The sequence below is a fragment of the Streptomyces pristinaespiralis genome (assembly GCF_001278075.1).
In the GTDB taxonomy this organism is placed as follows: Bacteria; Actinomycetota; Actinomycetes; order Streptomycetales; family Streptomycetaceae; genus Streptomyces; species Streptomyces pristinaespiralis.
This window is the reverse complement of record NZ_CP011340.1, coordinates 6814766-6840251: the sequence shown is the minus strand read 5'-3', so window position 1 is coordinate 6840251 and position 25486 is coordinate 6814766. Positions and strand designations below refer to the sequence as shown.

General features: G+C 72.5%; 26 protein-coding genes and 1 tRNA gene. 10 read left to right on the top strand and 17 right to left on the bottom strand.

Going from position 1 to position 25486, the window contains the following annotated elements; all coding sequences use genetic code 11:
• Nucleotides 1-20 precede the first annotated feature (20 nt).
• Nucleotides 21-800, bottom strand: a complete 780-nt coding sequence (locus SPRI_RS29275; protein WP_053557487.1) for an SDR family NAD(P)-dependent oxidoreductase — start codon at nucleotides 798-800, stop codon at nucleotides 21-23.
• Nucleotides 797-2116 carry an enolase C-terminal domain-like protein gene (locus SPRI_RS29270; RefSeq protein WP_005319494.1) on the bottom strand — a complete coding sequence of 440 codons (1320 nt, stop codon included), beginning with the start codon at nucleotides 2114-2116 and terminating at the stop codon, nucleotides 797-799. Before SPRI_RS29270 ends, SPRI_RS29275 begins: the two co-directional genes overlap by 4 nt.
• 257 nt (nucleotides 2117-2373) lie before the next feature.
• On the opposite strand from SPRI_RS29270, the gene SPRI_RS29265 reads away from it, so the two are divergent.
• A complete protein-coding gene (locus tag SPRI_RS29265; RefSeq protein WP_005319492.1) occupies nucleotides 2374-3519 on the top strand; it encodes a PAC2 family protein in 1146 nt (381 codons plus the stop codon).
• Between the two features lie 116 nt (nucleotides 3520-3635).
• On the opposite strand, the gene SPRI_RS29260 is transcribed toward SPRI_RS29265, so the two are convergent.
• The 5 genes from SPRI_RS29260 to SPRI_RS29240 all read right to left on the bottom strand — a co-directional run bounded on the left by SPRI_RS29260 (nucleotide 3636) and on the right by SPRI_RS29240 (nucleotide 8246).
• On the bottom strand, nucleotides 3636-4595 hold the full coding sequence (locus tag SPRI_RS29260) for an SMP-30/gluconolactonase/LRE family protein (RefSeq protein WP_053557486.1): 960 nt from the start codon (nucleotides 4593-4595) through the stop codon (nucleotides 3636-3638).
• Nucleotides 4596-4749: 154 nt separating this feature from the next.
• Nucleotides 4750-5979: a cysteine--1-D-myo-inosityl 2-amino-2-deoxy-alpha-D-glucopyranoside ligase gene (gene mshC / locus SPRI_RS29255; RefSeq protein WP_053557485.1), complete on the bottom strand. Its 1230-nt coding sequence runs from the start codon at nucleotides 5977-5979 to the stop codon at nucleotides 4750-4752.
• Between the two features lie 92 nt (nucleotides 5980-6071).
• Nucleotides 6072-6899, bottom strand: coding sequence for an SCO1664 family protein (locus SPRI_RS29250; protein WP_050791599.1), 828 nt, complete (start codon nucleotides 6897-6899; stop codon nucleotides 6072-6074).
• On the bottom strand, nucleotides 6863-7453 hold the full coding sequence (locus SPRI_RS29245) for a DUF3090 domain-containing protein (RefSeq protein ID WP_005319485.1): 591 nt from the start codon (nucleotides 7451-7453) through the stop codon (nucleotides 6863-6865). The genes SPRI_RS29250 and SPRI_RS29245 overlap by 37 nt, the downstream gene beginning before the upstream one ends.
• Before the next feature lie 91 nt (nucleotides 7454-7544).
• Nucleotides 7545-8246 carry a histidine phosphatase family protein gene (locus SPRI_RS29240; protein WP_037775152.1) on the bottom strand — a complete coding sequence of 234 codons (702 nt, stop codon included), beginning with the start codon at nucleotides 8244-8246 and terminating at the stop codon, nucleotides 7545-7547.
• Between the two features lie 68 nt (nucleotides 8247-8314).
• Between SPRI_RS29240 and SPRI_RS29235 the strand changes: the two genes are divergently transcribed.
• Nucleotides 8315-9307, top strand: coding sequence for a magnesium and cobalt transport protein CorA (locus SPRI_RS29235; RefSeq protein ID WP_053557484.1), 993 nt, complete (start codon nucleotides 8315-8317; stop codon nucleotides 9305-9307).
• Between the two features lie 22 nt (nucleotides 9308-9329).
• Here the strand turns inward: SPRI_RS29235 and SPRI_RS29230 are convergent, their stop codons facing one another.
• The 3 genes from SPRI_RS29230 to SPRI_RS29220 all read right to left on the bottom strand — a co-directional run bounded on the left by SPRI_RS29230 (nucleotide 9330) and on the right by SPRI_RS29220 (nucleotide 12945).
• Entirely contained in the window at nucleotides 9330-10874 is a 1545-nt protein-coding gene (locus tag SPRI_RS29230; protein WP_053557483.1) for a hypothetical protein, read from the bottom strand.
• 1 nt (nucleotide 10875) lies between these two features.
• Entirely contained in the window at nucleotides 10876-11661 is a 786-nt protein-coding gene (locus tag SPRI_RS29225) for a hypothetical protein (protein WP_005319477.1), read from the bottom strand.
• A 234-nt stretch (nucleotides 11662-11895) separates the two neighbouring features.
• Entirely contained in the window at nucleotides 11896-12945 is a 1050-nt protein-coding gene (locus tag SPRI_RS29220) for an LLM class F420-dependent oxidoreductase (RefSeq protein ID WP_005319475.1), read from the bottom strand.
• A gap of 129 nt (nucleotides 12946-13074) precedes the next feature.
• Between SPRI_RS29220 and SPRI_RS29215 the strand changes: the two genes are divergently transcribed.
• Nucleotides 13075-14058 carry an aldo/keto reductase gene (locus SPRI_RS29215; protein ID WP_053557482.1) on the top strand — a complete coding sequence of 328 codons (984 nt, stop codon included), beginning with the start codon at nucleotides 13075-13077 and terminating at the stop codon, nucleotides 14056-14058.
• Nucleotides 14059-14357: 299 nt separating this feature from the next.
• Entirely contained in the window at nucleotides 14358-16766 is a 2409-nt protein-coding gene (locus SPRI_RS29210; RefSeq protein ID WP_078951377.1) for a helix-hairpin-helix domain-containing protein, read from the top strand.
• A 214-nt stretch (nucleotides 16767-16980) separates the two neighbouring features.
• Here the strand turns inward: SPRI_RS29210 and SPRI_RS29205 are convergent, their stop codons facing one another.
• Complete coding sequence (locus SPRI_RS29205) at nucleotides 16981-17637, bottom strand: hypothetical protein (protein WP_005319468.1); 657 nt, start codon at nucleotides 17635-17637, stop codon at nucleotides 16981-16983.
• 47 nt (nucleotides 17638-17684) lie between these two features.
• Between SPRI_RS29205 and SPRI_RS29200 the strand changes: the two genes are divergently transcribed.
• Nucleotides 17685-17873: a DUF5703 family protein gene (locus SPRI_RS29200; RefSeq protein WP_005319466.1), complete on the top strand. Its 189-nt coding sequence runs from the start codon at nucleotides 17685-17687 to the stop codon at nucleotides 17871-17873.
• 120 nt (nucleotides 17874-17993) lie between these two features.
• On the opposite strand, the gene SPRI_RS29195 is transcribed toward SPRI_RS29200, so the two are convergent.
• The 3 genes from SPRI_RS29195 to SPRI_RS29185 all read right to left on the bottom strand — a co-directional run bounded on the left by SPRI_RS29195 (nucleotide 17994) and on the right by SPRI_RS29185 (nucleotide 20589).
• Complete coding sequence (locus SPRI_RS29195; RefSeq protein ID WP_005319461.1) at nucleotides 17994-18686, bottom strand: chaplin; 693 nt, start codon at nucleotides 18684-18686, stop codon at nucleotides 17994-17996.
• Nucleotides 18687-18832: 146 nt separating this feature from the next.
• Entirely contained in the window at nucleotides 18833-19066 is a 234-nt protein-coding gene (chpH, locus tag SPRI_RS29190; RefSeq protein ID WP_005319460.1) for a chaplin ChpH, read from the bottom strand.
• A 197-nt stretch (nucleotides 19067-19263) separates the two neighbouring features.
• Entirely contained in the window at nucleotides 19264-20589 is a 1326-nt protein-coding gene (locus tag SPRI_RS29185; RefSeq protein ID WP_005319458.1) for a M20/M25/M40 family metallo-hydrolase, read from the bottom strand.
• A 187-nt stretch (nucleotides 20590-20776) separates the two neighbouring features.
• Between SPRI_RS29185 and SPRI_RS29180 the strand changes: the two genes are divergently transcribed.
• Nucleotides 20777-20864, top strand: a tRNA-Leu gene (locus tag SPRI_RS29180).
• On the opposite strand, the gene SPRI_RS37485 is transcribed toward SPRI_RS29180, so the two are convergent.
• The gene (locus SPRI_RS37485; RefSeq protein ID WP_005319456.1) at nucleotides 20843-21112 is read right to left on the bottom strand and encodes a hypothetical protein; all 270 of its coding nucleotides are present in this window, start codon (nucleotides 21110-21112) and stop codon (nucleotides 20843-20845) included. The genes SPRI_RS29180 and SPRI_RS37485 overlap by 22 nt on opposite strands.
• Nucleotides 21113-21641: 529 nt before the next feature.
• Between SPRI_RS37485 and SPRI_RS29175 the strand changes: the two genes are divergently transcribed.
• Genes SPRI_RS29175 through SPRI_RS29165 form a run of 4 tightly spaced genes read left to right on the top strand, consistent with a single transcriptional unit; the run spans nucleotide 21642 to nucleotide 23783 of the window.
• Complete coding sequence (locus SPRI_RS29175; RefSeq protein ID WP_234020441.1) at nucleotides 21642-22343, top strand: TetR/AcrR family transcriptional regulator; 702 nt, start codon at nucleotides 21642-21644, stop codon at nucleotides 22341-22343.
• The gene (locus SPRI_RS29170) at nucleotides 22343-22669 is read left to right on the top strand and encodes a DMT family transporter (protein WP_037775139.1); all 327 of its coding nucleotides are present in this window, start codon (nucleotides 22343-22345) and stop codon (nucleotides 22667-22669) included. The genes SPRI_RS29175 and SPRI_RS29170 overlap by 1 nt, the downstream gene beginning before the upstream one ends.
• Nucleotides 22669-22842 (top strand): hypothetical protein, encoded by a 174-nt coding sequence (locus SPRI_RS38585; RefSeq protein ID WP_005319450.1) that lies wholly within the window; start codon nucleotides 22669-22671, stop codon nucleotides 22840-22842. The genes SPRI_RS29170 and SPRI_RS38585 overlap by 1 nt, the downstream gene beginning before the upstream one ends.
• Nucleotides 22839-23783 (top strand): RluA family pseudouridine synthase, encoded by a 945-nt coding sequence (locus SPRI_RS29165; protein WP_005319448.1) that lies wholly within the window; start codon nucleotides 22839-22841, stop codon nucleotides 23781-23783. The genes SPRI_RS38585 and SPRI_RS29165 overlap by 4 nt, the downstream gene beginning before the upstream one ends.
• Here SPRI_RS29165 and SPRI_RS29160 read toward each other — a convergent pair.
• Together SPRI_RS29160 and SPRI_RS29155 are read right to left on the bottom strand one after the other, a co-directional pair.
• Nucleotides 23756-24385: an MBL fold metallo-hydrolase gene (locus SPRI_RS29160; protein ID WP_005319447.1), complete on the bottom strand. Its 630-nt coding sequence runs from the start codon at nucleotides 24383-24385 to the stop codon at nucleotides 23756-23758. The genes SPRI_RS29165 and SPRI_RS29160 overlap by 28 nt on opposite strands.
• The gene (locus tag SPRI_RS29155; protein ID WP_005319445.1) at nucleotides 24385-25473 is read right to left on the bottom strand and encodes an S-(hydroxymethyl)mycothiol dehydrogenase; all 1089 of its coding nucleotides are present in this window, start codon (nucleotides 25471-25473) and stop codon (nucleotides 24385-24387) included. Before SPRI_RS29155 ends, SPRI_RS29160 begins: the two co-directional genes overlap by 1 nt.
• Between the last annotated feature and the right edge of the window lie 13 nt (nucleotides 25474-25486).

Below are 25486 nucleotides of genomic sequence, written 5' to 3'. Positions count from 1 at the left end.
AGGCGCGGCGTACGGCCCGGCTACCGCGGCGCGCGTACGCGCAGGCCCTGCATGCCGCCGTCGACCGCCAGCGCGGTCCCCGTCACCGCCGCGGCCGCCGGGCTCGCGAGGTACGCGACCGCCGCCGCCACCTCGTCGGCCAGGACGAGCCGCCCCGTCGGCTGGCGGGCCTCGAGGGCGGCCCGCTCGGCGGCCGGGTCCTCCGCGCGTTCCAGCAGGCGGGTGACCCACGGGGTGTCCGCGGTGCCGGGGTTGACACAGTTGACGCGGATGCCCTCGCGGACGTGGTCGGCCGCCATCGCGAGGGTGAGCGAGAGGACCGCGCCCTTGCTCGCGCTGTAGAGGGCGCGCTGCGGCAGGCCGGCCGTGGCGGCGATGGAGCAGGTGTGGGTGACGGAGACGGATCCGGGCGGCCCGGTCGTCGCCGTCCGGCGCAGATGCGGCAGGGCGTGACGGGCGACCCGGACCATGCCGATGACGTTGGTGTCGAGGGCGCGCCGCCATTCGTCGTCGTCGTTGTCGGCCACGGTGCCGACCGCGCCGACGCCCGCGTTGGACACCACGGTGTGCAGCGCCCCGAACTCGGCGGCGGCCGCGTCCACCGCGCAGGCCACGGCGGCGTCGTCGGTGACGTCGGCCCGGAGGGCGAGCGTGCCCGCCGGCGCTCCCCCGGTGTCGCGGTCCAGGACGGCGACGCGTGCCCCGCGCGCGAGGAGCAGCGCGGCGACGGCGGCCCCGATGCCCGAGGCGCCGCCGGTGACGAGCGCCGCCATGCCCTCGAAGTCCCTTGCTCCGGTCATGAACGGGCCTCCTCGACGGTGTGACGGACCTGTCTGACGGGCCCGTCCGTACAGCTGTGGGCGGCGATCGAGCCGGGGAGCATCCGGGCCGAGAAGCCCGGGGCGCTCGGCGCCGCGTAACGGCCGCCCACGATCACGACCGGGTCCGCGAAGTGTTCGTGGAGGTGGTCCACGTACTCGATGACGCGGTCGTCCCAGCTGCCGGAGACGGCGACGAAGTCGAACATGGCGAGGTGCTGGACGAGTTCGCACAGTCCGACGCCGCCGGCGTGCGGGCAGACGGGGACGCCGTACTTCGCGGCGAGCAGCAGGATCGCGATGTTCTCATTCACCCCGGCGACCCGTGCGGCATCGATCTGGACGAAGTCGACGGCCCGGGCCTGGAGGAGCTGCTTGAAGACGACCCGGTTGGCGACGTGTTCGCCGGTGGCGACCTTCACGGGCTGGCCGGCACGCACGGCGGCGAGGCCGAGCACGTCGTCGGGGCTGGTGGGTTCTTCGATCCAGTGCGGTTCGTACGGCGCCAGGGCGGTCATCCAGCGCACGGCCTCGGCGACGTCCCAGCGCTGGTTGGCGTCGACGGCGATCCGTACGGAGGGGCCGACGGCGGCGCGGGCGAGTTCCATCCGCCGGATGTCGTCCTCGAGGTCCAGTCCGACCTTCAGCTTGATCTGTCCGAATCCACCGGCGACGGCCTCCTTGGCGAGCCGGACGAGCTTCTCGTCCCCGTAGCCGAGCCACCCGGGCGAGGTGGTGTAGGCGGGGTACCCCTGTTCCTTGAGCAGCGCGGTCCGCTCCGCTCTGCCCGGTTCCGCAGCACGCAGGACGGCGAGGGCCTCCTCCCTGGTCAGCGCGTCCGTCAGATACCGGAAGTCGACCAGTGAGACGAGCTCCTCCGGGGTCATGGAGGCCAGGAACTCCCACACCGGCCTGCCTGCCCGGGTGGCCGCCATGTCCCACGCCGCGTTGACGACGGCGCCGGCCGCCATGTGGATGACGCCCTTCTCCGGGCCGAGCCAGCGCAGTTGCGAGTCATGGGTGAGGTCGTGGTGAAGGGCGGCGAGATCGGCGGCGCCGGTGGGGGCGGGACGGCCGACGACGTAGGGTCGCAGCGCCTCGATCGCGGCGGCGACGATGTCGTTGCCTCGGCCGATGGTGAAGCAGAAGCCGTGGCCTTCGGCCCCGTCGTCGGTGCGCAGCACGAGGTAGGCGGCGGAGTAGTCCGGGTCCGGGTTCATGGCGTCGGAGCCGTCGAGCTGCTGCGACGTGGGGAAGCGGATGTCGTGGACCTCGAACTCCGTGACGCTCTGGCTCATACACGCACCCCCGGTGAGATGAACATCGGACCTCTCGTGGACATCCGATGTATAGCGCCGCCCGCTCCCCTCGGTCCAGGGTGCAGGGGGACTTTTCCCCGCACAGCTCGGATGAATCAGCTGCCATGCGGCTCCACGGCCCGCCGCGTGTCCGGCCGGGCCCAAGTTCACCCGGCCGTGCACGGGGGCTGCGGCGGGAGGCGCGGAAAGCCGTAAGGTTGGGGCGTAAGAAAGGGAACTTCGGAAGGAGGCACTGGGTGATCGAGCTCGAGGGGATGCCCGAGCTGATCGACCCGGTCATGGTGGCCGCGTTCGAGGGCTGGAACGACGCCGGCGACGCCGCCTCCACCGCGGTCGCTCACCTGGACCGGGAATGGAAGGGGGAGGTGTTCGCGGCGCTCGACGCCGAGGACTACTACGACTTCCAGGTCAACCGGCCCACGGTGTGGCTGGACGGCGGCGTACGCAAGATCACCTGGCCGACCACCCGGCTCTCCGTGGTCCGCGTCGGCGGCGACAAACCCCGGGACCTCGTGCTGGTCCGCGGTATCGAACCCTCCATGCGCTGGCGTTCGTTCTGCAACGAGATCCTGGGCTTCGCCCATGAACTGGGCGTGGAGATGGTGGTGATCCTGGGCGCGCTGCTCGGCGACACCCCGCACACCAGGCCGGTGCCCGTCAGCGGGATCACGTCCGACCCGGACCTGGCGAGAACGATGGATCTCGAGGAGACCCGGTACGAGGGGCCGACGGGAATCGTCGGCATCCTCCAGGAGGCGTGCACCCATGCCGGTGTGCCGGCGGTGAGCCTGTGGGCCGCTGTCCCGCACTACGTCTCGCAGCCGCCCAACCCGAAGGCGACGCTCGCGCTGCTCAACCGGCTGGAGGACCTCATCGGCCTCCGTATCCCGCTGGGCGAGCTGGCCGAGGACGCCCGGGCCTGGCAGCTCGGCGTCGACCAACTGGCCGCGGAGGACAGCGAGGTGGCCGAGTACGTCCAGACGCTGGAGGAGGCGCGCGACACCGCGGAGCTGCCGGAGGCATCGGGCGAGGCCATCGCCCGCGAGTTCGAACGGTATCTGCGCCGGCGCGACAGCGGAGGCCCCGGCGGTCATGCGACCGACGGCGGCGAGGGCACGTATCTGCGCGACCCGGCGGGCGGGCGCACCAAGCCGCCGATGCCCCCGCGCCCCGAACCGGAGTCCGGTTCAGCCACGGACGAGGAGCGTTCCGGCGGCAAGGCCGGGTCCGACGCCGACGAGGACCGGGAGCAGCCCCCGGCCGGCGACGCCGACGGGACCGGCGGCCGGGACGGCGAGCGGGACGACAGCGGCCGCGACGACAGCCGCGACCGGGACGACAGCGGCGAGGGCGAAGGCGGCGCCGAGCGGCCGGAGTCGTAAGGCGCACGTCGCACGGCCGTAGCGTCGCACGGCCGTGGCGGAGCGAGCGTACGGAGCGGGGTGGCACCGGGCAGACCGGCGCCACCCCGCTCCCGTCCCTCACACCATCCGGTCGCTCAGACCCGGTCGACGGCCACGGCGTCGTACTCGGTGTCGGGCGTCGGGGGCACGTCGAAGCGCGCGTTGGGGAGATAGATCCGGTCGCCCCAGGCCGCTGCCGTGGTGGGGATGCGGAAGCGCGGGTCGGTGATCCGGGCGATCGGTGTGCCCCGGGTGCCCGCGGCGTTCAGCCGGACGACGTCGACCTGGTTCAACTGCTGCTGCACGATGTAGAGATGACGGCCGAGCAGCAGGAGACCGTCACCGAAGGGAATGGCCAGGTCCCCAAGGTCGACCCGGCGGGCGGTACCGTCGCGCGGGTCCACCCGCATCAACGATCCGCCCTCCACCACGGTGTTGACCACCAGCAGGGCGCTGCCGTCGGGTGTCCGCTCGATCCCGTTGGCGGTGAAGTCCGTACCCTGCTCCCACTCACCGCCCAGGGCCACCGTGACCACCTCGCGCGCCGGCTCGCCGTGCCGGTCCAACGCGAGCCGGTAGAGCTGAGGTCGGAACGAGTCGGTGAACCACGCCGCTTCGGGCGTCAGCACCACGTCGTTCACCATCGAGCCCTCAGCGCCGACGGTGAACAGTGCGTCGATCTTCCCCGAGCGCACGTCGGCGACCCTGATCTCCCGGCTGAAGCCGCCGGAGAGGAACAGCCGCCGCTCCTGCCGGTCGATCTTCAGCCCGATGACGGAGCGTCCCGCGCCGAGCCCTTCGACGGCCACCCGGCCGCGCCCGGTGGCCAGGCTCGCGCGGTAGACGTCGCCGTCGGCGATCGACCCGAACCAGGCGTAAGGGCTGCGGCCGATGGTGATGCCCTCCGGCTGGAAGCCGTTCGGCAGGGGGATGCGGGTCGGCCAGTTCTTCGGCGACGCGGCGCGGGCCGCGCCGGCCGCGGGCCCGAGGAGCGCGGCCGCGCCGATGGCCGCTGCCGCGCCGAGTACCTCTCTGCGTGCGAAGGCACGTTCCACGGTGTGTCCTTCCGGCAATGGTGACGGATGGCCCGAGGGCCTGTCCCGTCACCTCACCACACGCCCGGCGCACCCGCCTCGAGAACGTGCAAGCGGAGGAGCCCACTCCCGCCGGGCGCGCTGACGGGCGCCCGGCGGGGGTCGGAGAACGTTCCTAGAGCGCCACGCCCAGCAGGGCGTCGACCGCCCGGGACACCAGCCCCGGGGCGCCCTCGTCGGTGCCGCCCTCCGCCTCCTGGAGCGCTGCCCAGCGGTCGACGGCGGCGAGCGCCGACGGGGCGTCGAGGTCGTCGGCGAGGGCCGCGCGGATCTCCTCGACCAGGGCGTCGGCGGAGGGTCCGTCGGGCCGGGAGACGGCGGCGCGCCAGCGTCCTACGCGCTCGACCGCTTCCCGCAGCACGGCGTCGGTCCACTCCCAGTCGGCCCGGTAGTGGTGGGAGAGGAGCGCGAGCCGTATGGCGGCCGGGTCCACGCCGTCGCGGCGCAGCTTGGAGACGAAGACCAGGTTGCCCTTGGACTTCGACATCTTCGCGCCGTCGAGGGCGACCATGCCCGCGTGGACGTACGCCTTGGCGAAGGGGTGCTCGCCGGTGAGGGCCTGGGCGTGCGAGGCGCCCATCTCGTGGTGCGGGAAGGCGAGATCGGAACCGCCGCCCTGGACGTCGAAGCCCATGCCGAGGTGGTCCAGCGCGATGGCGACACACTCGATGTGCCAGCCGGGCCGGCCGCGGCCGAGGGAGCCGCCGTCCCAGCTCGGCTCGCCCTCGCGGGCCGCCATCCACAGCATCGGGTCGAGCGGGTTCTTCTTGCCGGGACGCTCGGGGTCGCCGCCGCGCTCCGCGGACAGCAGTCGCATCGCCTCCGCGTCGAGCCGGGAGACCTCGCCGAAGTGCGGGTCGGACTCGACGGAGAAGTAGACGTCGCCCTCCAGCTCGTAGGCGGCGCCGGCGTCACGGAGCCGTTCGACGAGCGGCACGATGCCCGGAATCGCCTCGACCGCGCCGATGTAGTGCTGCGGCGGAAGCATCCGCAGCGCGGTCATGTCCTCGCGGAACAGAGCCGTCTCGCGCTCCGCGAGCTCGGTCCAGTCGTGTCCGTCGCGGGTGGCACGCTCGAGCAGCGGATCGTCCACGTCCGTGACGTTCTGGACATAGTGAACCTGCCGCTTGGTGTCGAGCCACACGCGCTGCACGAGGTCGAACGCGTTGTAGGTCGCCGCGTGACCCATGTGGGTCGCGTCGTACGGTGTGATGCCGCAGACGTAGATACGGGCGACGGGACCGGGGTCAAGGGTCACCAGACCGTCGGTCGCGGTGTCGTGGATCCGGAGGTCGCGGCCCTTGCCGGGCAGGGCGGGGACCTCAGAAGCGGGCCAGGCATGCATGGCACGAGCCTAACCGGACGCATGTTCCGGATACGAACCGGATCACTGATCTTGACCGGTTGGGCACTCTTGCGGTCCGGCGGGCGCTGTGCCTAGACGGGCGGCCAGGGGATCGCCGGCCAGTCGCCCGACGGCACGGGATGGGTGCCGGACCGGAGCAGGGCCGCCACCCGGCCGCTCAGGGCCGCCACCTCGGCCGCCGTGAGCAGTTCCGCCAGTCGGGTGGCGAGCGTCCCGCCGTCGGCGAGGGCCGTCGCGAGGGTCGTGAGCGCGGCGACCGCCTCCGTCGGCAGTGGCTCCCCCGCCCATCCCCACAGCAGGGTGCGCAGCTTGTCGTCGACGTTGAAGGTGACCCCGTGGTCGATCGCGTAGAGGGTTCCGTCGGTGGTGGGAAGCAGGTGGCCGCCCTTGCGGTCCCCGTTGTTGATCACGGCGTCGAGGACCGCGAGCCTGCGCAGGCGCGGGTCGTCGGCGTGGACGAGCAGCGCGGTACGGCCCTCGCCCACGTCGGCGAAGCCGACCGCCTTCCAGCCCTCCCCCGCTTCCTCGTCCTCGACGAGGGCCAGCAGGGCGGCCTCCGGGTCGGCCTCGATCCACAGCTGGACCATGCCCTGGCCGTAGGGGCCGTCGCGCAGCACGGTGGGCGGCACCAGGCCCCAGCCGGTCGCCTGCGACACCTCGTACGCGGCGACCTCGCGCTGCGCCAGGGTGCCGTCGGGGAAGTCCCACAGCGGGCGCTCCCCCGCGATGGGCTTGTAGACGCAGTGGGCTTCCTCGCCCTCGTACGAAACCGCGCAGTACAGCACCGCGTTGGACGCCTCGCGCAGCCTTCCGCGTACGGTCAGCTCGCCCTTGGCCAGCAGCGTCAGCGCGTCGGGGGTGCTCACGCGCCCCGTCGGTATCCGTTCTGGCGCGGGCATACGTGTCCTTCCGGATCGAGGGGCAGGCTGCACAGCGGGCACGGCGGCCGGCCGGCGTTCACCACGTCCAGTGCGCGCTTGGCGAACGCCCTGGCCTGTGCGCCGGTGAGCCGGACCCGCAGCATCGGCGGGCCGTTCTCCTCGTCCTGCAGCAGCCGCTCCTCGGCCTCCGCGAGGTCCTCCTCGGACTCGGCCTCGAGCTCCACCAGCGCCTGTGCCTCGACGATCATGCGCTGTTCCTCGCCGTCCCAGGCCAGCGCCATCGTGCCGACGCGGAACTCCTCCTCGACCGGGTTGTCGAGCGGCGCGGTGTCGGCCACGTCCGCCGGGGCGACCGCCGGGACCGGCGCGTTGCCCCCGGTGCGGCGGACCACTTCGTCCAGGAGCTCGTCGATCCGCTCCGCGAGGGCGGCCACCTGAGTCTTCTCCAGGGCGACGCTGGTCACGCGTCCTGCGGCCGAAGCCTGCAGGAAGAACGTACGGCGGCCAGGCAGCCCGACCGTACCGGCCACGAAGCGGTCCGGCGGGTCGTAGAGGAACACCTGACGGGACACGTTCTGTCTCCCTTTGGATCGTCGGATCGGTCGGTTTCGGCATCCGGTGAACTTCAGCTTTTCGGCGCGTCCACCCTACTGCGCGGAGCGATCACGATGCGCCCGCGCCGCCCCCGACGACCGCGTCGCCGCTGTCGCCCTTCTCCTCCGGTCCTTCCGCGCGGGGAACGAGCGAACCGAGATCGCCGGTGTCGCCGAGGCGCAGCAGGAACGGCCGGCTGCGGGTGTAGCGGATGGCGGTGACGGAGCACGGTTCGACGTGGATCCGCTGGAAGAGGTCGAGATGGAGCCCGAGGGCGTCCGCCACCAGGGACTTGATGATGTCCCCGTGCGAGCACATCAGATAGGCCGCGCCCTCGCCGTGCGTCGCCTCGACGCGGGCGTTCCAGTCGCGGACGGCGTCCACGGCGCGCGCCTGCATGGCCCGCATGGACTCGCCGCCGGGGAAGGACACCGCGGAGGGGTGGTGCTGGACGACCTCCATCAGCGGCTCCTCCGCGAGCTCCTTGAGCTTGCGGCCGGACCACTCGCCGTAGAGGCACTCCCCGATGCGCTCGTCGGTCTCCGCGGCGAGCCCGGGCCGGGCCGCGAGCAGAGGCGCGAGCGTCTCGCGGCAGCGCTCCAGCGGGCTGGAGACCACCGCCGCGAGCGGCACCGCCGCCAGTCGTGCGGGCAGCGCGGCCGCCTGTGCGGCACCGTGCTCGTCGAGGCGGACACCCGGTGTCCAGCCGGCGAGCACTCCCTCGGTGTTGGCGGTGGAACGTCCGTGGCGTACGAGGATCAGCGTGGCCATGGGGGCCAGCCTACGGTCCCGGCGTGCCGGACGGGCCGGGGGTGTGCGGGGGCGGAGGTCAGGGAAGAATGCGCGCCGTGATCGTGGACTGTGCCATTTACCGCGACGGGCGCCGCAGCGAGGGCCCGTCGGACTTCTCCGATGCCCTTGACGAGGCGCGTGCCACGGGGGACGCCTTCTTGTGGATCGGCCTGCACGAGCCGACGGAGGAGGAGTTCGACCATGTCTCCGCCGAGTTCTCGCTGCATCCGCTCGCCGTCGAGGACGCGCTCAAGGCCCATCAGCGGCCCAAGCTCGAGGTGTACGACGACTCGCTGTTCGTGGTCCTCAAACCCGTGGTGTACGAGCCGGAGAGCGACTCCGTGACCACGGGCGAGCTGATGGTCTTCATAGGCGACTCGTTCGTGGTGACGGTCCGGCACGGCGAGGGCGCTCCGCTGCACGCGGTCCGTGAGCGGCTGGAAGCCGAGCCGGAGGTGCTGAGGCACGGCCCGACCGCGGTGCTGTACGCGGTCAGCGACGCCATCGTCGACCACTACATCGAGGTGGCGGCCGAGCTCCAGGTGGACCTGGAGGAGATGGAGACCGCGGTCTTCGAGCCGGCGCGCAGGGACGCGAAGAACACAGCGGCCCGGATCTACACGTTCAAGCGGCAGGTGCTCGAGTTCCGCCGGGCCACCGGACCGCTGGCGGCGCCGATGGCCCGGCTCGCGGGCGCGGGCGTGCCGTTCGTCCATGAGCGCTCCCAGCCGTTCTTCCGTGACGTCAGCGACCACCTGACCCGGGCGTACGAACAGGTGGAGGGGCTGGACCGGCTGTTGTCGGACATCCTGTCGGCCCACCTCGCGCAGATGGGCGTGCGTCAGAACGACGACATGCGCAAGATCTCGGCGTGGGCGGCCATGGCGGCGGTGCCGACGATGGTGGCGGGGGTCTACGGGATGAACTTCGAGCACATGTGGGAGCTCAGGCAGGGGTGGGCGTACCCGGCGGTGCTGGTGCTGATGGCGGGCGCCGTCTACGGCCTGTTCCGTCTCTTCAAGCGGCGCGGCTGGCTCTGAGCATCTGGTGCCGGCGCGGCGGTCAGCGCCCCGCCGTGGGCGGCGCGGCCGCGGGACTGAGATAGGCCCGGAGCTCGGGACGGGACGGGAGTCCCGGCAGGGTCAGCGGCCGCCAGCCGCGGGTGAACGACGGTGGCCGGTCGCGGCCGTCCACCACGTAGGCCACCGCCCGCCGGTCGCCGAGCCGCGCGAGTGCGGCCCTGGTGATGCTGCCGTCGTGACCGCCGGTCTGGCGGGACGCGCAGCCGGTGCGCAGGGCGATCCTCGGCGCCTCACTGCCGCTGATCACGCACGGAGCCCGCACACCGTTGCGGCGCAGCTCCGCGGTGATCCTTTCGAAGGCCTTGTTGTTGTCCCTGCCGCGTTCCACCGTTCCGTTCAGGACGGCGTACTGGACCGTCAGATGGCCGGCCAGTGCCAGGCCGAGCACGACGGCCGCCGCGGCATGCGGCCGGGCGCTCCCGGCGAGCCGTCCCAGGCACACCGCGACCGGCAGGGCCAGCAGCGCGTACGCGGGCAGCAGGAAGCGCGGCGCGGCGTAGCCGATCAGCAGCAGGTACGGCACCGCCAGCACCAGCCCCGCCAGCGCCGGCACCAGCACGGCGGAGGGACGCACGGCGCTCGGCGCCGTGGTGAAGGGACACCGCCTGAGCGCGGCGACCATGACGCCGCCTGCGGCCAGCGGCCACAGGACGAGGAACCACACCCCGGTCACCGGCTTGCGCCACGGCATGTCGCAGGGGCGGCAGAGCGACCGGCCCTCCAGCGCGCGCATCTGGTCGTCGACGGCGAAGTGGGGGCCCAGGTGCCCCTGGATCTCCCCGGCGCGCCGCAGCCGGGCGAGGAGCCCGTCGTAGGCGACGTAGGCCTCGACGATCCAGGGCAGACAGCCGACGAGGGTGCCTGCGACGAGTGCGACGAGCAACGCCGGCCGGCGGGCCGTACGGGAGAGCAGGGCGACGGCGGCGAGCGGCAGCAGGAGCCAGACGGCGTCGCCCGGCCGCATGAGCGCGACGAACGCCAGGCCGGCGCCCGTCCCGAGGAGCCCTGCCCGGTCGGCGGGGTCCCTGACCGCCCGCAGGAAGCAGCCGACCGTGAACAGCGCCCCGAGCGCGACCCAGAGGTTGGGCATGACCTGCGGGCCGTAGAACACGGTGATCCACAGGCCGGCGAACAGGCCGCCGGCGAGGGCGAGCACGCGCGCGGGCAGCAGTGTCCGCCACACCGCCAGGGCGGCGAACAGGCCGGCGCCCGACAGCACGGCGAGGAAGACGCGCAGCACCTCCACCGAGGACGTCACAGCCGTCACCGGGGCGACGAGGAAGGTGATGCCACGGGCGCGGGGGGCGCTGAAGAAGGCGGCTTCCGATCCGCGCGCGACCTGGCTGACGTAGACCGATTCGTCCCAGCCGAGGCCCGTCCCCGGGACGGCGAGCGCGAGTTGGACCACCGTGTAGGCGACCGCCACGGCGGCGATCCACAACAGGCCGTCGGCCGCCCGGCTTTTTGGGCCCGGCCACGTCGGGGCGCGGGGGCGGACGGGCGCCAGGACCGGGGTCCGGTTCACCTCAGAAGGCGGGAGCCGCGGCGGCGGGGCCGTCGAGGGCGCCGCGGCGCTCCGGCATCCTGAGGCTCACCATGCGACGCCAGCCGCCGAGCCGTTCGTACGCGTACATCGCGTGGATGCCGGCGGCCAGCGCGGCGGACCTGGCCTTGGACCAGCGCAGCAGATGTCCCATGTGCGCCATGACGGCGAGGCTCACGTCGCGGTGGACCTTGATCTCGGCGAGCGCGCTCTCGCGCAGCACCCGCTGGATGGTGCGGCCGTGACCGGCCGCAGCGAGACGCAGCAGCTCCTCGTGGCAGTAGGCGAGGTGGTTCTCCTCGTCGTCGCAGATCATCCTGATGGGCTTGCCGAGCTCCGGATGGTCGCCGAAGTACCGCACGAGCATCTCCATCTGGTCGGCCGCCCGCTGCTCGGTGACCCGGCTGTGCGAGAGGTAGACGACGATGTCGTGCTCCGTCAGCCGCTCGTCACGGCGCAGCTTCTCGTGGGCGAGGCCGATGCCCCGCTGCTCCAGCAGCATGGTGTAGTCGGTCTCCGGCGGTACCGGGACGGGGTCCAACTGCCGCTTCTTGAGCAGGGCGTTGAACAGGCGCCCGTGCTTGTCCTCGTCCGCCCCGTGCCGGGTGATCCTCGGAGCCAGGTCACGCATGCTCTCGGGGACGAGCGCGGCGATGCGCCCGTTCTCCCAGCCTCCCTGCGTCTCGCCGCTGGCGGCGATGGAGCAGAAGAGCTGGAACGTGTCGTCGCTGTCGACGATCTCCTGGAAGAGACTCCGGGCCGAGAGCATGACTGCCACCTCCGTCGGACCTTCGGGACATCCGCAAAGAACGAGTCAATTGCGGGACGTCGGCCCAGGCAACAGGGAGGCGGGCCAACTCGCCCGAACGGACCAGAGGAAGGACACGGTCGGCAGTAACCGCGACGGCCGTCGCGCGTTGTACCGCGTGACGGCCGTGGCGGGGAAGACCCCCGAGCCCCCACCACGGCCGCAGACTTCCCGTGGCAGGGCCTCCGCCGTGTGTCAGGCGAGGCCCGCGCGCTCCAGGGCCTCGGTGCCGGCGCGCAGTGCGCCGATCCGCTCGTCGAGCGTGAAGCCGGCGGGTGCGAGGGTCAGGGTGGTGACACCGGCAGCGGCGTAGGACTGCATCCGGTCGGCGATCCGCTCCACGGGACCGAGCAGCGCGGTCTGGTCGATCAGCGTGTGCGGGACGGCGGCGGCCGCGCCGGCCTTGTCGCCGCCGAGGTACTTGTCCTGGATCTCGGCGGCTTCCTTCTCGTAACCCATGCGCTGGGCGAGCTGGTTGTAGAAGTTCTGCTTGCGGCTGCCCATGCCGCCGACGTACAGCGCGGTGTACGGCCGGAACATGTCGGCCAGGCCGGCCACGTCGTCGCCGACCGCGAGCGGCAGGGTCGGGCAGACGTCGAAGCCCTCCATGGTCAGCCCCGCCTTCTCCCGGCCCGCGCGGATGTGCCGCAGCGCGGTGTCCTCGATGTGGTCGGCGGAAGGGAAGATCAGCAGGGCGCCGTCGGCGATCTCACCGGTCTGCTCGAGGTTCTTCGGGCCGATCGCCGCGATGTAGAGCGGGATGTGCTCACGCTGCGGGTGCACGGTGAGCTTGATCGGCTTGCCCGGCCCGTCGGGCAGCGGCAGCGTCCAGTGCTCGCCCTCGTACGACAGGCGCTCGCGGGACATCGCCTTGCGGACGATCTCGACGTACTCGCGGGTGCGGGCGAGCGGCTTGTCGAACTTCACGCCGTACCAGCCCTCGGAGACCTGCGGTCCCGAGACGCCGAGGCCGAGCCGGAAACGGCCGCCGGAGAGCGAGTCGAGGGTGGCCGCGGTCATCGCGGTCATGGCCGGCTGGCGGGCCGGGATCTGCAGGATCGCGGAACCGACGTCGATGCGCTCGGTCTGGGCGGCGACCCAGCTGAGCACCGTCGGGGCGTCGGAGCCGTACGCCTCCGCGACCCAGCAGACGTCGTAGCCGAGCCTGTCGGCCTCCTGCGCGACGGCGAGGTTGTCGCCGTCCATGCCCGCGCCCCAGTAGCCGAGGTTGATGCCGAGCCGCATAACCGCTCCCTCTTACTGATCAGTAACGTGCCTGTGCCCGGACTCTAGCGCGGGCGGGGCCGATCCGGCAGGGGCACGTTGTCCACAGGCTCTCTCAGGGTGGGCCCCTGGCCAGTAATCTCAGCGCCCATGGAGCAGAGGCATCTCGGCCGCACCGGCCTGCGCGTGTCCCGGATCGGGCTCGGCACCCTCACATGGGGCCGGGACACCGACGAGCACGACGCTGCCGACCAGTTGAAGGTTTTCTGGGAGGCGGGCGGCACGCTGGTCGACACCGCCGACGTGTACGGCGGCGGGGACGCGGAGTATCTGCTCGGGCAGCTCGTCGAGCGGCTCGTGCCGCGCAGCGAGCTCGTGATCGCCACCAAGGCGGGCAGCGTGCCCGATCCCGACCGGCGCTTCGACGGCTCACGCGGCCACCTCCTCGCCGCGCTCGACGCGTCGCTGGCGCGCCTGGGCACGGACCACGTGGACCTGTGGCAGATCCACGCCTTCGACCCGGACACACCGCTGGACGAGACGCTCCAGGCGCTGGACATCGCCGTCAGCAGCGGGCGCGCCCGGTATGCGGGCGTGTCGAACTTCTGCGGCTGGCAGCTGGCGAAGGCGGCGACCTGGCAGCTGGCCGCGCCGGGCGTTCGCACCCGGCTCGCGTCCACGCAGATGGAGTACTCGCTGCTTCAGCGGGGCGTGGAGCGGGAGGTGCTCCCCGCCGCCCTCGACCTTGGGGTGGGGCTGCTGCCGTCGTCGCCGCTCGGACGCGGGGTGCTCACCGGCAAGTACCGGACCGCCACGCCGTCCGACTCCCGTGGCGCGTCGGAGCAGATGGCGCCCTTCGTGGAGCCGTACCTGGACGAGGCGGCGAGCAGCATCGTGGACGCGGTCGTCACGGCCGCGGACGGCCTGGCGGCGACGCCGCTGGAAGTGGCGCTCGCCTGGGTCAGGGACCGGCCGGGCGTGGTCGCGCCGATCGTCGGCGCGCGCAACGCGCAGCAGCTCATGGCGGCGTTGTCGGTGGAGGCGCTTAGTCTTCCTGACGAGATCCGCCGGGCGCTCGACGATGTGTCGGCGCCCGTCCACCGCTATCCCGACCAGGACTGGAGCACGCTGTGACTGCGCCTTCCCGGGGGACGCCCCCCGGTTCCCCGGCCGCGGGGCCGCCCGCCGACACCGCCGCGGACGCGGCCACGCCGGCGCCCGGCGACTCGCCACCGCCGACCGAGGGCACGGTCGCCGCGGACGCCGTGGGGCCGGCGGAGGGCGGGGCGGCTGCCGGTGACGGCGACGTGGCTGTTGGTTCGGCCGACGCCGGTGAGCGCGACGCGGCAGGCGACACCGGTGACACGCCGGGCGATTCGAGCGCGGCCGGCGCAGACGCGAGCGACCACGCCCCTGGCGAGGCCGATACGGCCATGCTCGGCGTGGAGGGGTCCGACGCCGGTGACGTGTCGGAGGACAACGAGGCGAGCACCCTGGGTGCGAGCCGCGCCGACGCCGGCGACGCGGCGGCCGGGGCGAGCGCCGCCGACGTCTCCGGAGCCGCCGGGGCGGACACGAACGCAGGCGCGGACGCGGACGTCGACGAAGACGTGACCGCGTCGGCCGGCGCGGGCGCCCAGGACGCCGCCGAGGCGGACGCGCACGGCCACGGCGGCGACGGCGAAGAGGCCGCCGGGGCCGGCAACTCAGGCGCCCAGCAAGCCGCCGGGTCGGATGTCGCCGCGGACGGCGACGGCCGAGAGACAACCGAGACCGATGCCGCCGACGCCTCCGGAGCCGCCGGGGCGGACACGAACGCAGGCGCGGACGGTGACGGCGGCGAAGACGTGACCGCGTCGGCCGGCGCAGGCGCCCAGGACGCCGCCGGGGCGGGCGGCGACGGGGGCGCGGTGAGTGAGACCGAGGCCGAGATCGCCGCGCAGCGGGAGCTTCGGGCGCGGATCGAGCAGCGCAAGGCGGAGAAGGAAAGGCCCATCGAGAGCGGGGCCAAGCTGAGCGGTAAGGCCGCGGACCTGCTCGCCGCCGTGCGGGCCGTGGAGAGCGGCGAGAAGTCGGGCACCGCCTACTTCGACTCGTCCCCGCCCGAGCCGCGGCGCGCCGCTCCCGTCGCCGCACCGCCGGTCCGGGCCCGGGTGGCCGAGCCGGCCACGACCGTCCCCGCGGAGGCCCTCGACGGCGCGCGGGCCGTACTGGCCAAGGGCGGAGCGCCCGAGGCGCTCGCGCCGCAGGTGGCCGAGCTGCTCGGGGAGTCGGCGGGCGAAGCGCTCGCGGAGGACCCCTGGCGGCTGCTTTCTGTGCCGGGCGTGCGGCCTGAGCAGGCCGATGGTTTCGCGCGGGCACTGCTCGGCGCGGAGGCGACCCCGGGCGACGAGCGCCGGACGTCGGCCCTCGTCACCTGGGTGCTGGAGCGTGCCGCGCTCCAAGGACACACCGCCCTCGAAGCCGCGGCCCTGCGCGCCGCGCTCGCCGAGCGGACGGTGCCGGATCCGGAGGAGGCCGTGCAGCAAGCGGTCGCGGACGGCACGGTGCTGGTGTTCCAGGAGGGCGTGGAGGAAGACGGATCCGTCACGGTCCTGCTCGGGCTCGACCGGTACGCGATGGCGGAGGAGAGCCTCGCGGACGGCCTGGCGAGGCTGGTCAGGACCGGGCCTTCCGACGTCTGGGAGGGCGGCGAACTCGTGCGGGCCGCGGGCGCGCACGGTCTGGTCGTCCACACCGGCGGCGAGGCGGCCAGGGCGGAGCCGGTGGAGCTCGCGGAGAGCGCCCGGGCCATGGGCCTGCGGACGGCCGTGGCGGTGCACGGGGAGAACGGGGTGCGCCGGCTCGGTCCGGACGCCGGCGCGGTCACCGTCGCCGACCTGCTCTCGGGCGCGGCAGGTCCCGGCCGCGACGAGGACGGCGCTTTCGCGCTCGATCTGCTCGTCGTGCTGGACGCCCCGCAGCTCGACGTGGAGACCGCGGCCATGCTGGTGGAGTCCATGCCCGACGGCAGCAGGCTGGTGCTCGGCGGCGACCCCGGGGTGCTGGGCGGCGCGGGCGCGGGCCGGGTGTTCGCGGACGTCCTCGCCGCGCGGGTGTGTCCGCAGGTCGCGTCCCGCAGGCCCGACCCCGGCCCGATCGGGGAACTGGTCTCGGGCATCGGCGTCGGAGAGCTGAACCAGGTGGAGGCCCCCGGCAAGGAGGTCGTGATCGTCCCGGTGCGGGACGCCGGCGAGGCGGTGCACCGTACGGTCCAGCTGGTCGCGGACTCCGTCCCACGGGCCATCGGGGTTCCGACGGAGCAGACCCAGGTGATCACCGTCGGCCACGGCGGCTCCGCGGGCACCCGCGCCCTCAACGCGGCGCTGAAGCAGCGCCTGAACCCGGGAGCCGGCCGCTTCGCCGGCTTCGACCCGGGCGACCGGGTCGCCTACGCGCACTCGCTCGGCCGGACGGTCCTCGGCACGGTCGTGAATGCCGGCCCCGACGGCCTGCACGTCGACTGCGAGGGCACGAGGACGGTCGTGCCGAGGGAGCGCGTCGAATCGGCGCTGCGCCATGGCTGGGCGCTCACCGCGCACCAGGCGGCGGCCATGCGGTGGCCGGCGGTGGTCGTCGTGCTGCCGGGCGACGCCGCGCAGGCCCTGAGCCGGCCGTGGGTGTACACGGCCTTCGGCCGGGCGGAGCGCCATCTGTCGGTGGTGCACGGCGTGGACCAGGCGCTGCCGCGCGCCGTGGCGGAGCAGGCCGGCGCCGAGCGCACCACCAGGCTGCGGACGCTGCTGGAGGGCCTGCTCGCCGAACCGGCACCGCAGCCACCGGCACCGGGCGGGGCAGAGTGACGGCCCCCGGCCTGCGGCGACGGCGAGGTCGCCGCAGGCCGGGGGCCGGGGCCGGGCAGCGCCGGTGAAAAAGGCCGGATCCGCCCGGTGGTACGCGTATCCGCCGGGCGGTCACGCAGCCGTGCGGACGGTCATGGTTACGCAGTGCCGCGGACGGTCACGTCACGCGTGACGGTCACGGACCGATACGGAGCGGTCGCGCGGATCCGGACGGTCACTCCTCGTCGTCCAGGTCCAGGGGCTCCTCGCGCAGTTCGTCCTCGTCGAAGACGGAACTGACGTCGAACCGGCAGACGACCCGCTCCGGGTCGGCCTGGTCGAAGGGGACGCTCAGCCACTCGCCGGGCTCCGGAAGCTCGTCGGCGGCGGCCACCCACAGCGTGGAGTCGCCCTCCTCCAGACCGAACTCCTTGTGCCGGGACGCGATCTCGTCCGGCTCGTACTCGCCGAAGAGCACGCCGAGGGCGGCGTGCACACTCGTACCGACGACCGGGGCACCGGCCGCCCCCACCTCGTCCGGATCAAGGTCCGCGATGCGCTGCGCCTGGGCGAGCAGCCGCTGCGGCTCCACCACCGCGTAGTCACGGCGGATCAGCACACTCAGCGCGTTCGGCTCCTCCGGGCCCGCGTAGGGCGGCAGCGAGTCGTCCGCGCCGGGGATCTCGAAGGGGGTGACCTCGTCGTACCGGTCGTAGAGCCGCTCGTCGTACGCCTCCGCCGCAGCGGCGAGCGCGTTGAACGCGTCGTAGACGGCCGGGTCGTCGTCTCCCGTGCGGTTCTCGACCGCCTCGAGGTGACGGTCCAGTGCGGCTTTGACCGCCTCGGCGGCGGCACGTACCTCGGCAGCGGTGGGCTGCGCAGCATCAGACATAGTGCAGACGCTATCCGTACCGGGGCGGTGCCCGCACAATAGATGCGATGCCGGAATACGAATTTGTCGACGTGTACGTGCCGCGCGGGGTCTCCCGCAAGGAAGCGACCCGTCTGCTGACCGACCATGCCGAGTACGGACACTGGGAGTTGGACCGATTGAGCCTGCACCGGGACGGCAGCCGCAGAGTGCGGCTCCGCCGGCGCATCATCCGCCAGGTACGCGCCACCTGGTGATCGCGAGCAGGTACAGGAAAGGAGCGGGTCCCGGGATCACGGGACCCGCTCCTCGACGTGCCGCGGCACGGGACACGGCGGCAGCCGTGTCGTCCGTGGCCGTCGCGGCCCGGCGTGCGCCTACGCGGCCGCGCGGGCCCTGCGGTAGAGCACCGCTCCGGCGAGCAGCAGGCCGACACCGGCCGGCGCCAGGATGTCCAGCGCGTCCATGCCGGTCTCCGCGAGTTCACCGTCGCTGCCACCGGGGGTGACGCTCTGGGGTCCGGGCGTGTTCGGCTCGCTCGGCGTCTCGGGGGTCTCCGGAGTCTGGGGCTTGTTGGGCTCCTCCGGCTTGTTCGGCTCCTCCGGGGTGCCCGGTTCCTGCGGCTCTCCGGGCGGGGTGTCGCCCGAGTCGTTCGTGCAGTCGTTGCCGAACGACGGGTTGAGCAGCCCACCGAGGTTGACGCTGTTGCCGCAGGCGTTGACGGGCACGTCGATCGGCGCCTGGACCTGGTTGCCCGAGCCGACGCCCGGCGAGTTGCTCGTGCTGCCGTCCGCTCCGGAGCCACCGCCACCGCCGTGGCCCGACCGGGAGACGTTGGCGCACTCGTTGCCGAACGTGGGGTTGAGCAGCCCGACGACGTCCACGGTGTTGCCGCAGACGTTCACGGGCACGTGCACCGGAGCCTGGACCGAGTTCCCGGACAGCACGCCCGGCGAGTTCGAGGCCTCTCCGTGGGCCCCGGAGTCCGCCTGCGCGTAACCGCCGCCGAGGGCGAGTACCCCTCCCGCGGCCGCCACGGTGATCAGGCCTTTGCGCGTGACCTGTCGCATGTCTTGATGCCCTGCCTTCCAGCTTCACGAATACCCCTGGGCACACGCCGAGGGGGTTGGAAGAAGCGGGCGGCTCCGGAGTGCATGGCACGCACTCCGGAGCCGCCCGGATTCACTCCCGGCCTCATGCGGGCCGGAACTCAACGTCAGGCGTTGACGCAGGTGTTGCCGAAGGCGGGGTTCAGCAGGCCGATGATGCTGACCGTGTTGCCACAGACATTCACGGGCACGTGCACCGGCACCTGGACCAGGTTGCCCGACAGCACACCGGGGGAGTGCACAGCGGCGCCGTGGGCGCCGGAGTCAGCCATGGCCATACCCGCACCCGCGAGCACCAGACCACCGGCGGCAGCCGCAGTCGCGACGACCTTCTTGATCATTATTCCTCCTGTTGGCAAATGCGGTCCCAGCCGCGGACCGCATCACCTGTAACGAGGAGGAGGCACCGGGGCTACGAGCCGTAACCCCCATTCACTCTTTCAAGTCACATACGCACGCGCAGACGATTATCCGAGCGTCATCACAACAGCCCGGCCGCCGCGGGACGTGCGGGCCCGGCGGCGGCCGACGAACGAGCTCAGCACTGGTCGATGAACCGGTCGAGGACCCGCACGCCGAACTTCAGGCCGTCCACCGGCACCCGCTCGTCCACGCCGTGGAACATGCCGGCAAAGTCCAGCTCCGGCGGCAGCTTCAGCGGGGCGAAGCCGAAGCAGCGGATGCCCAGGTCGTCGAAGGACTTGGCGTCGGTGCCGCCCGACAGCATGTAGGGCACGGCCCGCGCGATCGGGTCCTCCGCCTTCAGCGCCACCTGCATCGCGTCGACGAGCGCGCCGTCGAAGCTGGTCTCCAGGGCCTTGTCACCGTGCACGTCCTCGCGCCGGACCCGGGGACCGAGCAGCCGGTCCAGCTCGGCGAGGAACTCCTCCTCGTAGCCGGGCAGGAAGCGTCCGTCCACGTGCGCGGTGGCCTGGCCGGGGATGACGTTCACCTTGTAGCCGGCGCCGAGCATGGTCGGGGCCGCGGAGTTCCGCAGGGTGGCGCCGACCATCTTGGCGATGCCGCCGAGCTTGGCGAGGGTGGCGTCCATGTCCTCCGGGTCGAGCGGCGTTCCGAGCGCGTCGGACAGCTCGTCGAGGAAGGAGCGTACGGTCTTGGTGACCCTGACCGGCCAGGTGTGGCGGCCGAGCCGGCCGACGGCCTCGCACAGCTCCGTGATCGCGTTGTCCTTGTTGGTCATCGAGCCGTGGCCGGCGGTGCCGTCCACCGTCAGGCGCATCCAGTGCATGCCCTTCTGCGCCGTCTCGACGAGATAGAGCCGCAGGTTCTCGTTGACGGTGAAGGAGAAGCCGCCGACCTCGCCGATGGCCTCCGTGACCCCCTCGAACAGGTCCGGGTGCTCGTCGACGAGGTACCGGGCGCCGTAGGTGCCGCCGGCCTCCTCGTCGGCGAGGAAGGCCAGCACGATGTCGCGCGGGGGCTTGCGGCCGCTGCGCAGCCTGTCCCGTACGACCGCGAGGGTCATCGCGTCCATGTCCTTCATGTCGACCGCGCCCCGGCCCCACACGCAGTCGTCCGCGATCTCGCCGGAGAACGGGTGGTGGGTCCAGTCGTCCGCGTTCGCGGGCACGACGTCGAGATGGCCGTGGATCAGCAGCGCGGGCCGCGACGGGTCCTCGCCCTCGATGCGGGCCACGGTAGAGGCGCGGCCGCGGTGCGACTCGAGGATCTGCGGCTCCAGACCGACCTCGGCGAGTTTCTCCGCGACGTACTCGGCTGCCGCGCGCTCTCCGGGCCCCGAGTGGTCGCCGTAGTTGCTGGTGTCGATCCTGATCAGCTCACGGCAGAGATCGACGACCTCGTCCTCGCCCGTGACCGCCCGGGCCGTGTTCGACTCGCTCACGCTGATTCCTCCCGCTGTCGCTGCTGGTGGTCCGCCTCATCCTCTCGCCATCGTGCCCGGGGCCCAAGGGCCGGTCCCCGGCCGTCGTACCGGCCGCCGGGGGAACCGGGGGTGTGATCGAGGGGGTCCGAATGTTTGCTATGGTTTTCCACGTCGGAACGGCCCAGGGCCGCGAGACAGACACCTTGTCCGGGTGGCGGAATGGCAGACGCGCTAGCTTGAGGTGCTAGTGCCCTTTATCGGGCGTGGGGGTTCAAGTCCCCCCTCGGACACCAACAAGATCCCCACGGAGTTCCGTGGGGATCTTTTTGTCGCGCCTCGGGGACGGCGGCCGGTTGCCGAGGAAGTGGGCTTGCTCCTGCTCGAGTTCCTGGTGGAGGTCGACGTCGCCGTTGAGGAAACGGGACCCCGTGCAGGAGCATCCGTAGGTGTCGAGGGCCTGTCGGGCGGCGGCACGGACGCGCGGGTCGTCGGTGAGGTCGAGGTTGTCGCTGGAACCGCACACAATCGGCTCGCCATTCATTCAGGATTCCCCCGGCATCTGGAATGCGCGAAACGACGCGGCCGTCCTTGACCATGGCCGGTTTCCTCGCACGAATGAATGGGGATGTGCGCAGCCCAAATCGAAAGGGTGCCAGTCGCATGAGAAAGGCATGCAGAGGTCCGCGTCATGAACGAACGGGCGCGGGCAGCCCTGCGCACGGAAAATACTCGCCTTGGAAGCAGCCGGCAGCACAAGGTCGCCGTTGACAGCGCAGCCCCCGTGCCGGGTCGGCATCGCGGCAGCCGGGCCCGGGCCCTGGCCCTGGGCGGCACGTCGGGCGGCACGCCGCGGCTGACGCGACACCTGCCGGCCGAGTGACATCCGTTTCGATTCCCCACGGTCAAGAAATGCCGATCACCGTTCATGACGGCACTCAATTCAACGGCAGACCGTAGTCACATCCCGAGGCGCTCGCGAGCGCAGAACCGGGATTTATCGAATCCACTTACCGCCGCGTCAGCAGAATTCACCGGACGTTTCCGCAGGCCAGGCCAGGAGCGGTGCTAGCATGCATTCGACCGTCCAGACGGTCGGTAACGGATCGGCACGAGAGACGGGCGGAACCGTGCGGGATCGACTCCTCGACGCTGTGGAGCGGCTGCTGGTGAAGGGAGGCGTGGACGCGGTCCGGCTGGACGCCGTCGCCGCGGAGGCGGGCGTCAGCAAGGGCGGTCTGCTGCACCACTTCCCGAGCAAACGCGCCCTGGTCGAGGGCGTCGTCCAGCGGCTGGTGGACCGCTTCGAGGCGGTACTGCCCGGCCCGGACGCCCCTCCCGGCGCCTACACCATGGCCTGGCTCGACCGCTCGATCCCCGAGGTGGCCCCGGAGCCGGGCACCGCCGGCCGCGACGAGGTCCCGCTGGCGCTGATCGCCGCGGCGGCCGGCCCCGAAGTGCTCGACGTCCTCCAGCGCCACTACCGGGCATGGCAGGAACGGCTGGATGCGGACGGCCTGCCGCCGGGGGTGAGCACGCTCGTACGCATGGCCGTCGACGGCTGGTGGACGGCGCGGCTGCTCCGTCTCGCCCCGCCGCACGGCGCGGCCCATGTCGAGCTGCGCCGGCTCGTCACCGGTCTCATCGACACGGGAGCCATCGGCACCGGTCGCGTCGGCACCGGCAACGCCGACTCCGGTCCCTCGAGCGCCGATCGGGCCGGCCCCGGTCGATCGAGCACGGATCCGGCCGGCAGCGCCGGGGAGTCGCGCTGATGGGGGCCCTGCTGGTCGCGGGAGCGATCATCTCCGAAGTGATCGCGACGCTCTCGCTGCGCGCCTCGCACGGTCTGACCCGCCTCGGCCCCACCGTCCTGGTGGTCATCGGCTACGGCGCCGCGTTCCTCATGCTGGCGCAGGCGCTCAAGACGCTCAACGTCGGTCCCGTGTACGCGATCTGGTCGGGCGTGGGCACCGTGGGCGCGTTCCTCGGCGGCGTCGTCCTCTTCGACGAACCGGTCAGACCGGCGACGCTCATCGGTATCGCCCTCGTCATCATCGGCGTCGTGGTGATGTACGTCGGCGGCGGGATGGAGCACTGATGCGCCGGGACCGGGCGGGCGAGGACCGATTGCAGCAGGACCGGGGCTTCCCGCTGCTGTTCCCGGTCCCCTCGATCGTGCTGCTCGTGCGGCAGGACACCGGGCGGGACGGCCCGGACGCGGCAGGCGCCGCCGTCGCCACGGCCCCGCCCGGTCTACAGTCGCGTCGGTGAGACGCAGAAACAGACCGCCCCGGCCCGCCCCGCTCCCCCAGCGCGACGGCATCGACCCCGTGCGGCTGCGGCTGCCCGAGGACCCGGACGGGGTCTGGCCGACCGTGCGTGATCATCTGCTGGCCCGGTACGGGGCCGCCATCGGCGCCGAGCGGGTCGACGCGATGGTCCGTGAAGGCCGTTTCGTCGACGCGGAGGGGCCCGTCACCGCGGACGAGTCCTACACGGCGGGACGGGACCTCTGGTTCCACCGTGACTTCCCCGCGGAGGAGCGGGTGCCGTTCGAGATCGGCGTCGTGCACCGCGACGAGCACATCGTGATCGCCGACAAGCCGCACTTCCTGGCCACCATGCCGCGCGGCAGCCATGTGCGGGAGACGGCGCTGGCCCGGATGCGCCGTGGCCTGGACCTGCCGTCGCTGCAGCCCGCGCACCGGCTGGACCGCCTCACGGCCGGGCTGGTCCTCTTCGTCGTACGGCCGGGCGACCGGGGTGCCTATCAGACGATGTTCCGGGACCGGCTGGTGCGCAAGGAGTACGAGGCCGTCGCGCCCTACGACCCGGCCGTGGCACTGCCGCGGACCGTGCGCAGCCGGATCGTCAAGGAACGCGGGGTGCTCACGGCCGTGGAGGAGCCGGGGGAGCCGAACAGCGAGAGCCGGATCGAGCTGCTCGAGGTGCGGGACGGGCTCGGCCGGTACCGGCTGCTGCCGGCCACCGGCCGTACCCATCAGCTGCGCGTCCATATGAACGCCCTGGGGCTGCCGATCCTGCACGACCCGCTGTATCCGGTGGTGCTTCCCGACGGCCCCGACGACTACGCCCGCCCGCTCCAGCTGCTCGCGCGGGCGCTGGAGTTCACCGATCCGGTGACCGGTGAACCGCGCAGCTTCCGCAGCCGGCTGGAGTTCGCTCAGTGGCCGCGGTCGATCCACTCCTGAAGGTGCGGCGCCTCCGCGCCGATGGTCGTCGTGTCGCCGTGGCCGGTACGGACGACGGTCTCCGGCGGCAGGGTGAGCAGCCGGTCCCTGATCGAGTCGACGATCGTCGGGAAGTGGGAGAACGACCGGCCGGTGGCGCCGGGTCCGCCCTGGAAGAGCGTGTCGCCGGTGAAGACGGTGGCCAGCTCGGGGGCGTGCAGGCATACGGCGCCGGGGGCGTGGCCCGGGGTGTGCAGCACCGTCAGCCCGGTGCCCGCGACGCTGATGACCGCCCCGTCCACGAGCTCGCCGTCGGGGGCGCGCTCCGGATGGGTCTGCTTCCACAGCGGCAGGTCGTCGGGGTGCAGCAGGACCGGCGCGCCGGTGGCGGCGGCGAGCGCCGGGGCCGCGTCGATGTGGTCGTTGTGCGCGTGGGTGCAGACGATGGCGCGCAGCGTGCGGCCGCCGAGCGCGGCGAGGATCGCGTCGGCGTCGTGCGCGGCGTCGACGACGATCGCCTCGTGGTCGTCGCCGACGATCCAGACGTTGTTGTCGACGTCCCAGGTGCCGCCGTCGAGCGAGAAGGTGCCGGAGGTGACGAGATGATCGATACGGGCCGCCATCAGAACTGCACCACCGATCGCAGCACGTCGCCCTCGTGCATCCGGGCGAACGCCTTCTCGACGTCGCCGAGTCCGATGGTCTCCGTGACGAACGCGCCGAGGTCGATGCGCCCCTGCTGGTGCAGGTCGACCAGCATCGGGAAGTCGCGGGAGGGCAGGCAGTCGCCGTACCAGGACGACTTGAGCGCCCCGCCCCTGCCGAAGACGTCCAGCAGCGGCAGCTCGATCCTCATCTCGGGGGTGGGGACACCGACGAGGACGACGGTGCCGGCCAGGTCGCGGGCGTAGAAGGCCTGTTCGTACGTCTCGGGCCGCCCGACGGCCTCGATGACGACGTCGGCGCCGAAGCCTCCGGTGAGTTCGCGGATCGCTTCGACGGGGTCGGTGGAGGCCGAGTTGACGGTGTGGGTGGCGCCCATCTTCTTCGCGGTCCGGAGCTTGCGGTCGTCGATGTCGACGGCGATGATCCGGGCGGCGCCGGCCAGCCGGGCCCCGACGACGGCCGCGTCGCCCACGCCGCCGCAGCCGATGACGGCCACCGAGTCGCCGCGGCCCACCTGACCGGTGTTGATGGCGGCGCCGATGCCGGCCATCACACCGCAGCCGAGCAGTCCGGCCACCGCGGGTGAGGCCGCCGGGTCGACCTTGGTGCACTGGCCCGCGGCGACCAGGGTCTTCTCGGCGAAGGCCCCGATGCCGAGTGCCGGCGAGAGCTCCTTGCCCGAGTCCGCGAGGGTCATCTTCTGCCCGGCGTTGTGGGTGTCGAAGCAGTACCAGGGGCGTCCGCGCAGGCAGGCGCGGCACCGGCCGCAGACGGCACGCCAGTTGAGGATCACGAAGTCGCCCGGCTCGACGTCGGTGACGCCGTCGCCGACCGACTCGACGACACCGGCGGCCTCGTGGCCGAGGAGGAACGGGAAGTCGTCGTTGATCCCGCCCTGCTTGTAGTGCAGATCGGTGTGGCAGACCCCGCAGGCCTGCACCTGCACCACGGCCTCGCCCGGCCCCGGGTCGGGGACGATGATCGTCTCGACCCGTACCGGCTCGTTCTTCCCGGGTGCGATCACACCTTGCACCTGCTGCGGCATCGCAGAACCTGCC

Excerpts from the sequence above, each read along its gene's own strand:
- SPRI_RS29275 (WP_053557487.1), bottom strand. The coding sequence starts at position 800 with ATGACCGGAGCAAGGGACTTCGAGGGCATGGCGGCGCTCGTCACCGGC.
- SPRI_RS29270 (WP_005319494.1), bottom strand. The coding sequence starts at position 2,116 with ATGAGCCAGAGCGTCACGGAGTTCGAGGTCCACGACATCCGCTTCCCC.
- mshC (WP_053557485.1), bottom strand. The coding sequence starts at position 5,979 with ATGCATGCCTGGCCCGCTTCTGAGGTCCCCGCCCTGCCCGGCAAGGGC.
- SPRI_RS29250 (WP_050791599.1), bottom strand. The coding sequence starts at position 6,899 with ATGCCCGCGCCAGAACGGATACCGACGGGGCGCGTGAGCACCCCCGAC.
- SPRI_RS29240 (WP_037775152.1), bottom strand. The coding sequence starts at position 8,246 with ATGGCCACGCTGATCCTCGTACGCCACGGACGTTCCACCGCCAACACC.
- SPRI_RS29235 (WP_053557484.1), top strand. The coding sequence starts at position 8,315 with ATGCGCGCCGTGATCGTGGACTGTGCCATTTACCGCGACGGGCGCCGC.
- SPRI_RS29225 (WP_005319477.1), bottom strand. The coding sequence starts at position 11,661 with ATGCTCTCGGCCCGGAGTCTCTTCCAGGAGATCGTCGACAGCGACGAC.
- SPRI_RS29220 (WP_005319475.1), bottom strand. The coding sequence starts at position 12,945 with ATGCGGCTCGGCATCAACCTCGGCTACTGGGGCGCGGGCATGGACGGC.
- SPRI_RS29215 (WP_053557482.1), top strand. The coding sequence starts at position 13,075 with ATGGAGCAGAGGCATCTCGGCCGCACCGGCCTGCGCGTGTCCCGGATC.
- SPRI_RS29210 (WP_078951377.1), top strand. The coding sequence starts at position 14,358 with ATGCTCGGCGTGGAGGGGTCCGACGCCGGTGACGTGTCGGAGGACAAC.
- SPRI_RS29205 (WP_005319468.1), bottom strand. The coding sequence starts at position 17,637 with ATGTCTGATGCTGCGCAGCCCACCGCTGCCGAGGTACGTGCCGCCGCC.
- SPRI_RS29200 (WP_005319466.1), top strand. The coding sequence starts at position 17,685 with ATGCCGGAATACGAATTTGTCGACGTGTACGTGCCGCGCGGGGTCTCC.
- SPRI_RS29195 (WP_005319461.1), bottom strand. The coding sequence starts at position 18,686 with ATGCGACAGGTCACGCGCAAAGGCCTGATCACCGTGGCGGCCGCGGGA.
- chpH (WP_005319460.1), bottom strand. The coding sequence starts at position 19,066 with ATGATCAAGAAGGTCGTCGCGACTGCGGCTGCCGCCGGTGGTCTGGTG.
- SPRI_RS37485 (WP_005319456.1), bottom strand. The coding sequence starts at position 21,112 with ATGAATGGCGAGCCGATTGTGTGCGGTTCCAGCGACAACCTCGACCTC.
- SPRI_RS29175 (WP_234020441.1), top strand. The coding sequence starts at position 21,642 with ATGCATTCGACCGTCCAGACGGTCGGTAACGGATCGGCACGAGAGACG.
- SPRI_RS29170 (WP_037775139.1), top strand. The coding sequence starts at position 22,343 with ATGGGGGCCCTGCTGGTCGCGGGAGCGATCATCTCCGAAGTGATCGCG.
- SPRI_RS38585 (WP_005319450.1), top strand. The coding sequence starts at position 22,669 with ATGCGCCGGGACCGGGCGGGCGAGGACCGATTGCAGCAGGACCGGGGC.
- SPRI_RS29160 (WP_005319447.1), bottom strand. The coding sequence starts at position 24,385 with ATGGCGGCCCGTATCGATCATCTCGTCACCTCCGGCACCTTCTCGCTC.
- SPRI_RS29155 (WP_005319445.1), bottom strand. The coding sequence starts at position 25,473 with ATGCCGCAGCAGGTGCAAGGTGTGATCGCACCCGGGAAGAACGAGCCG.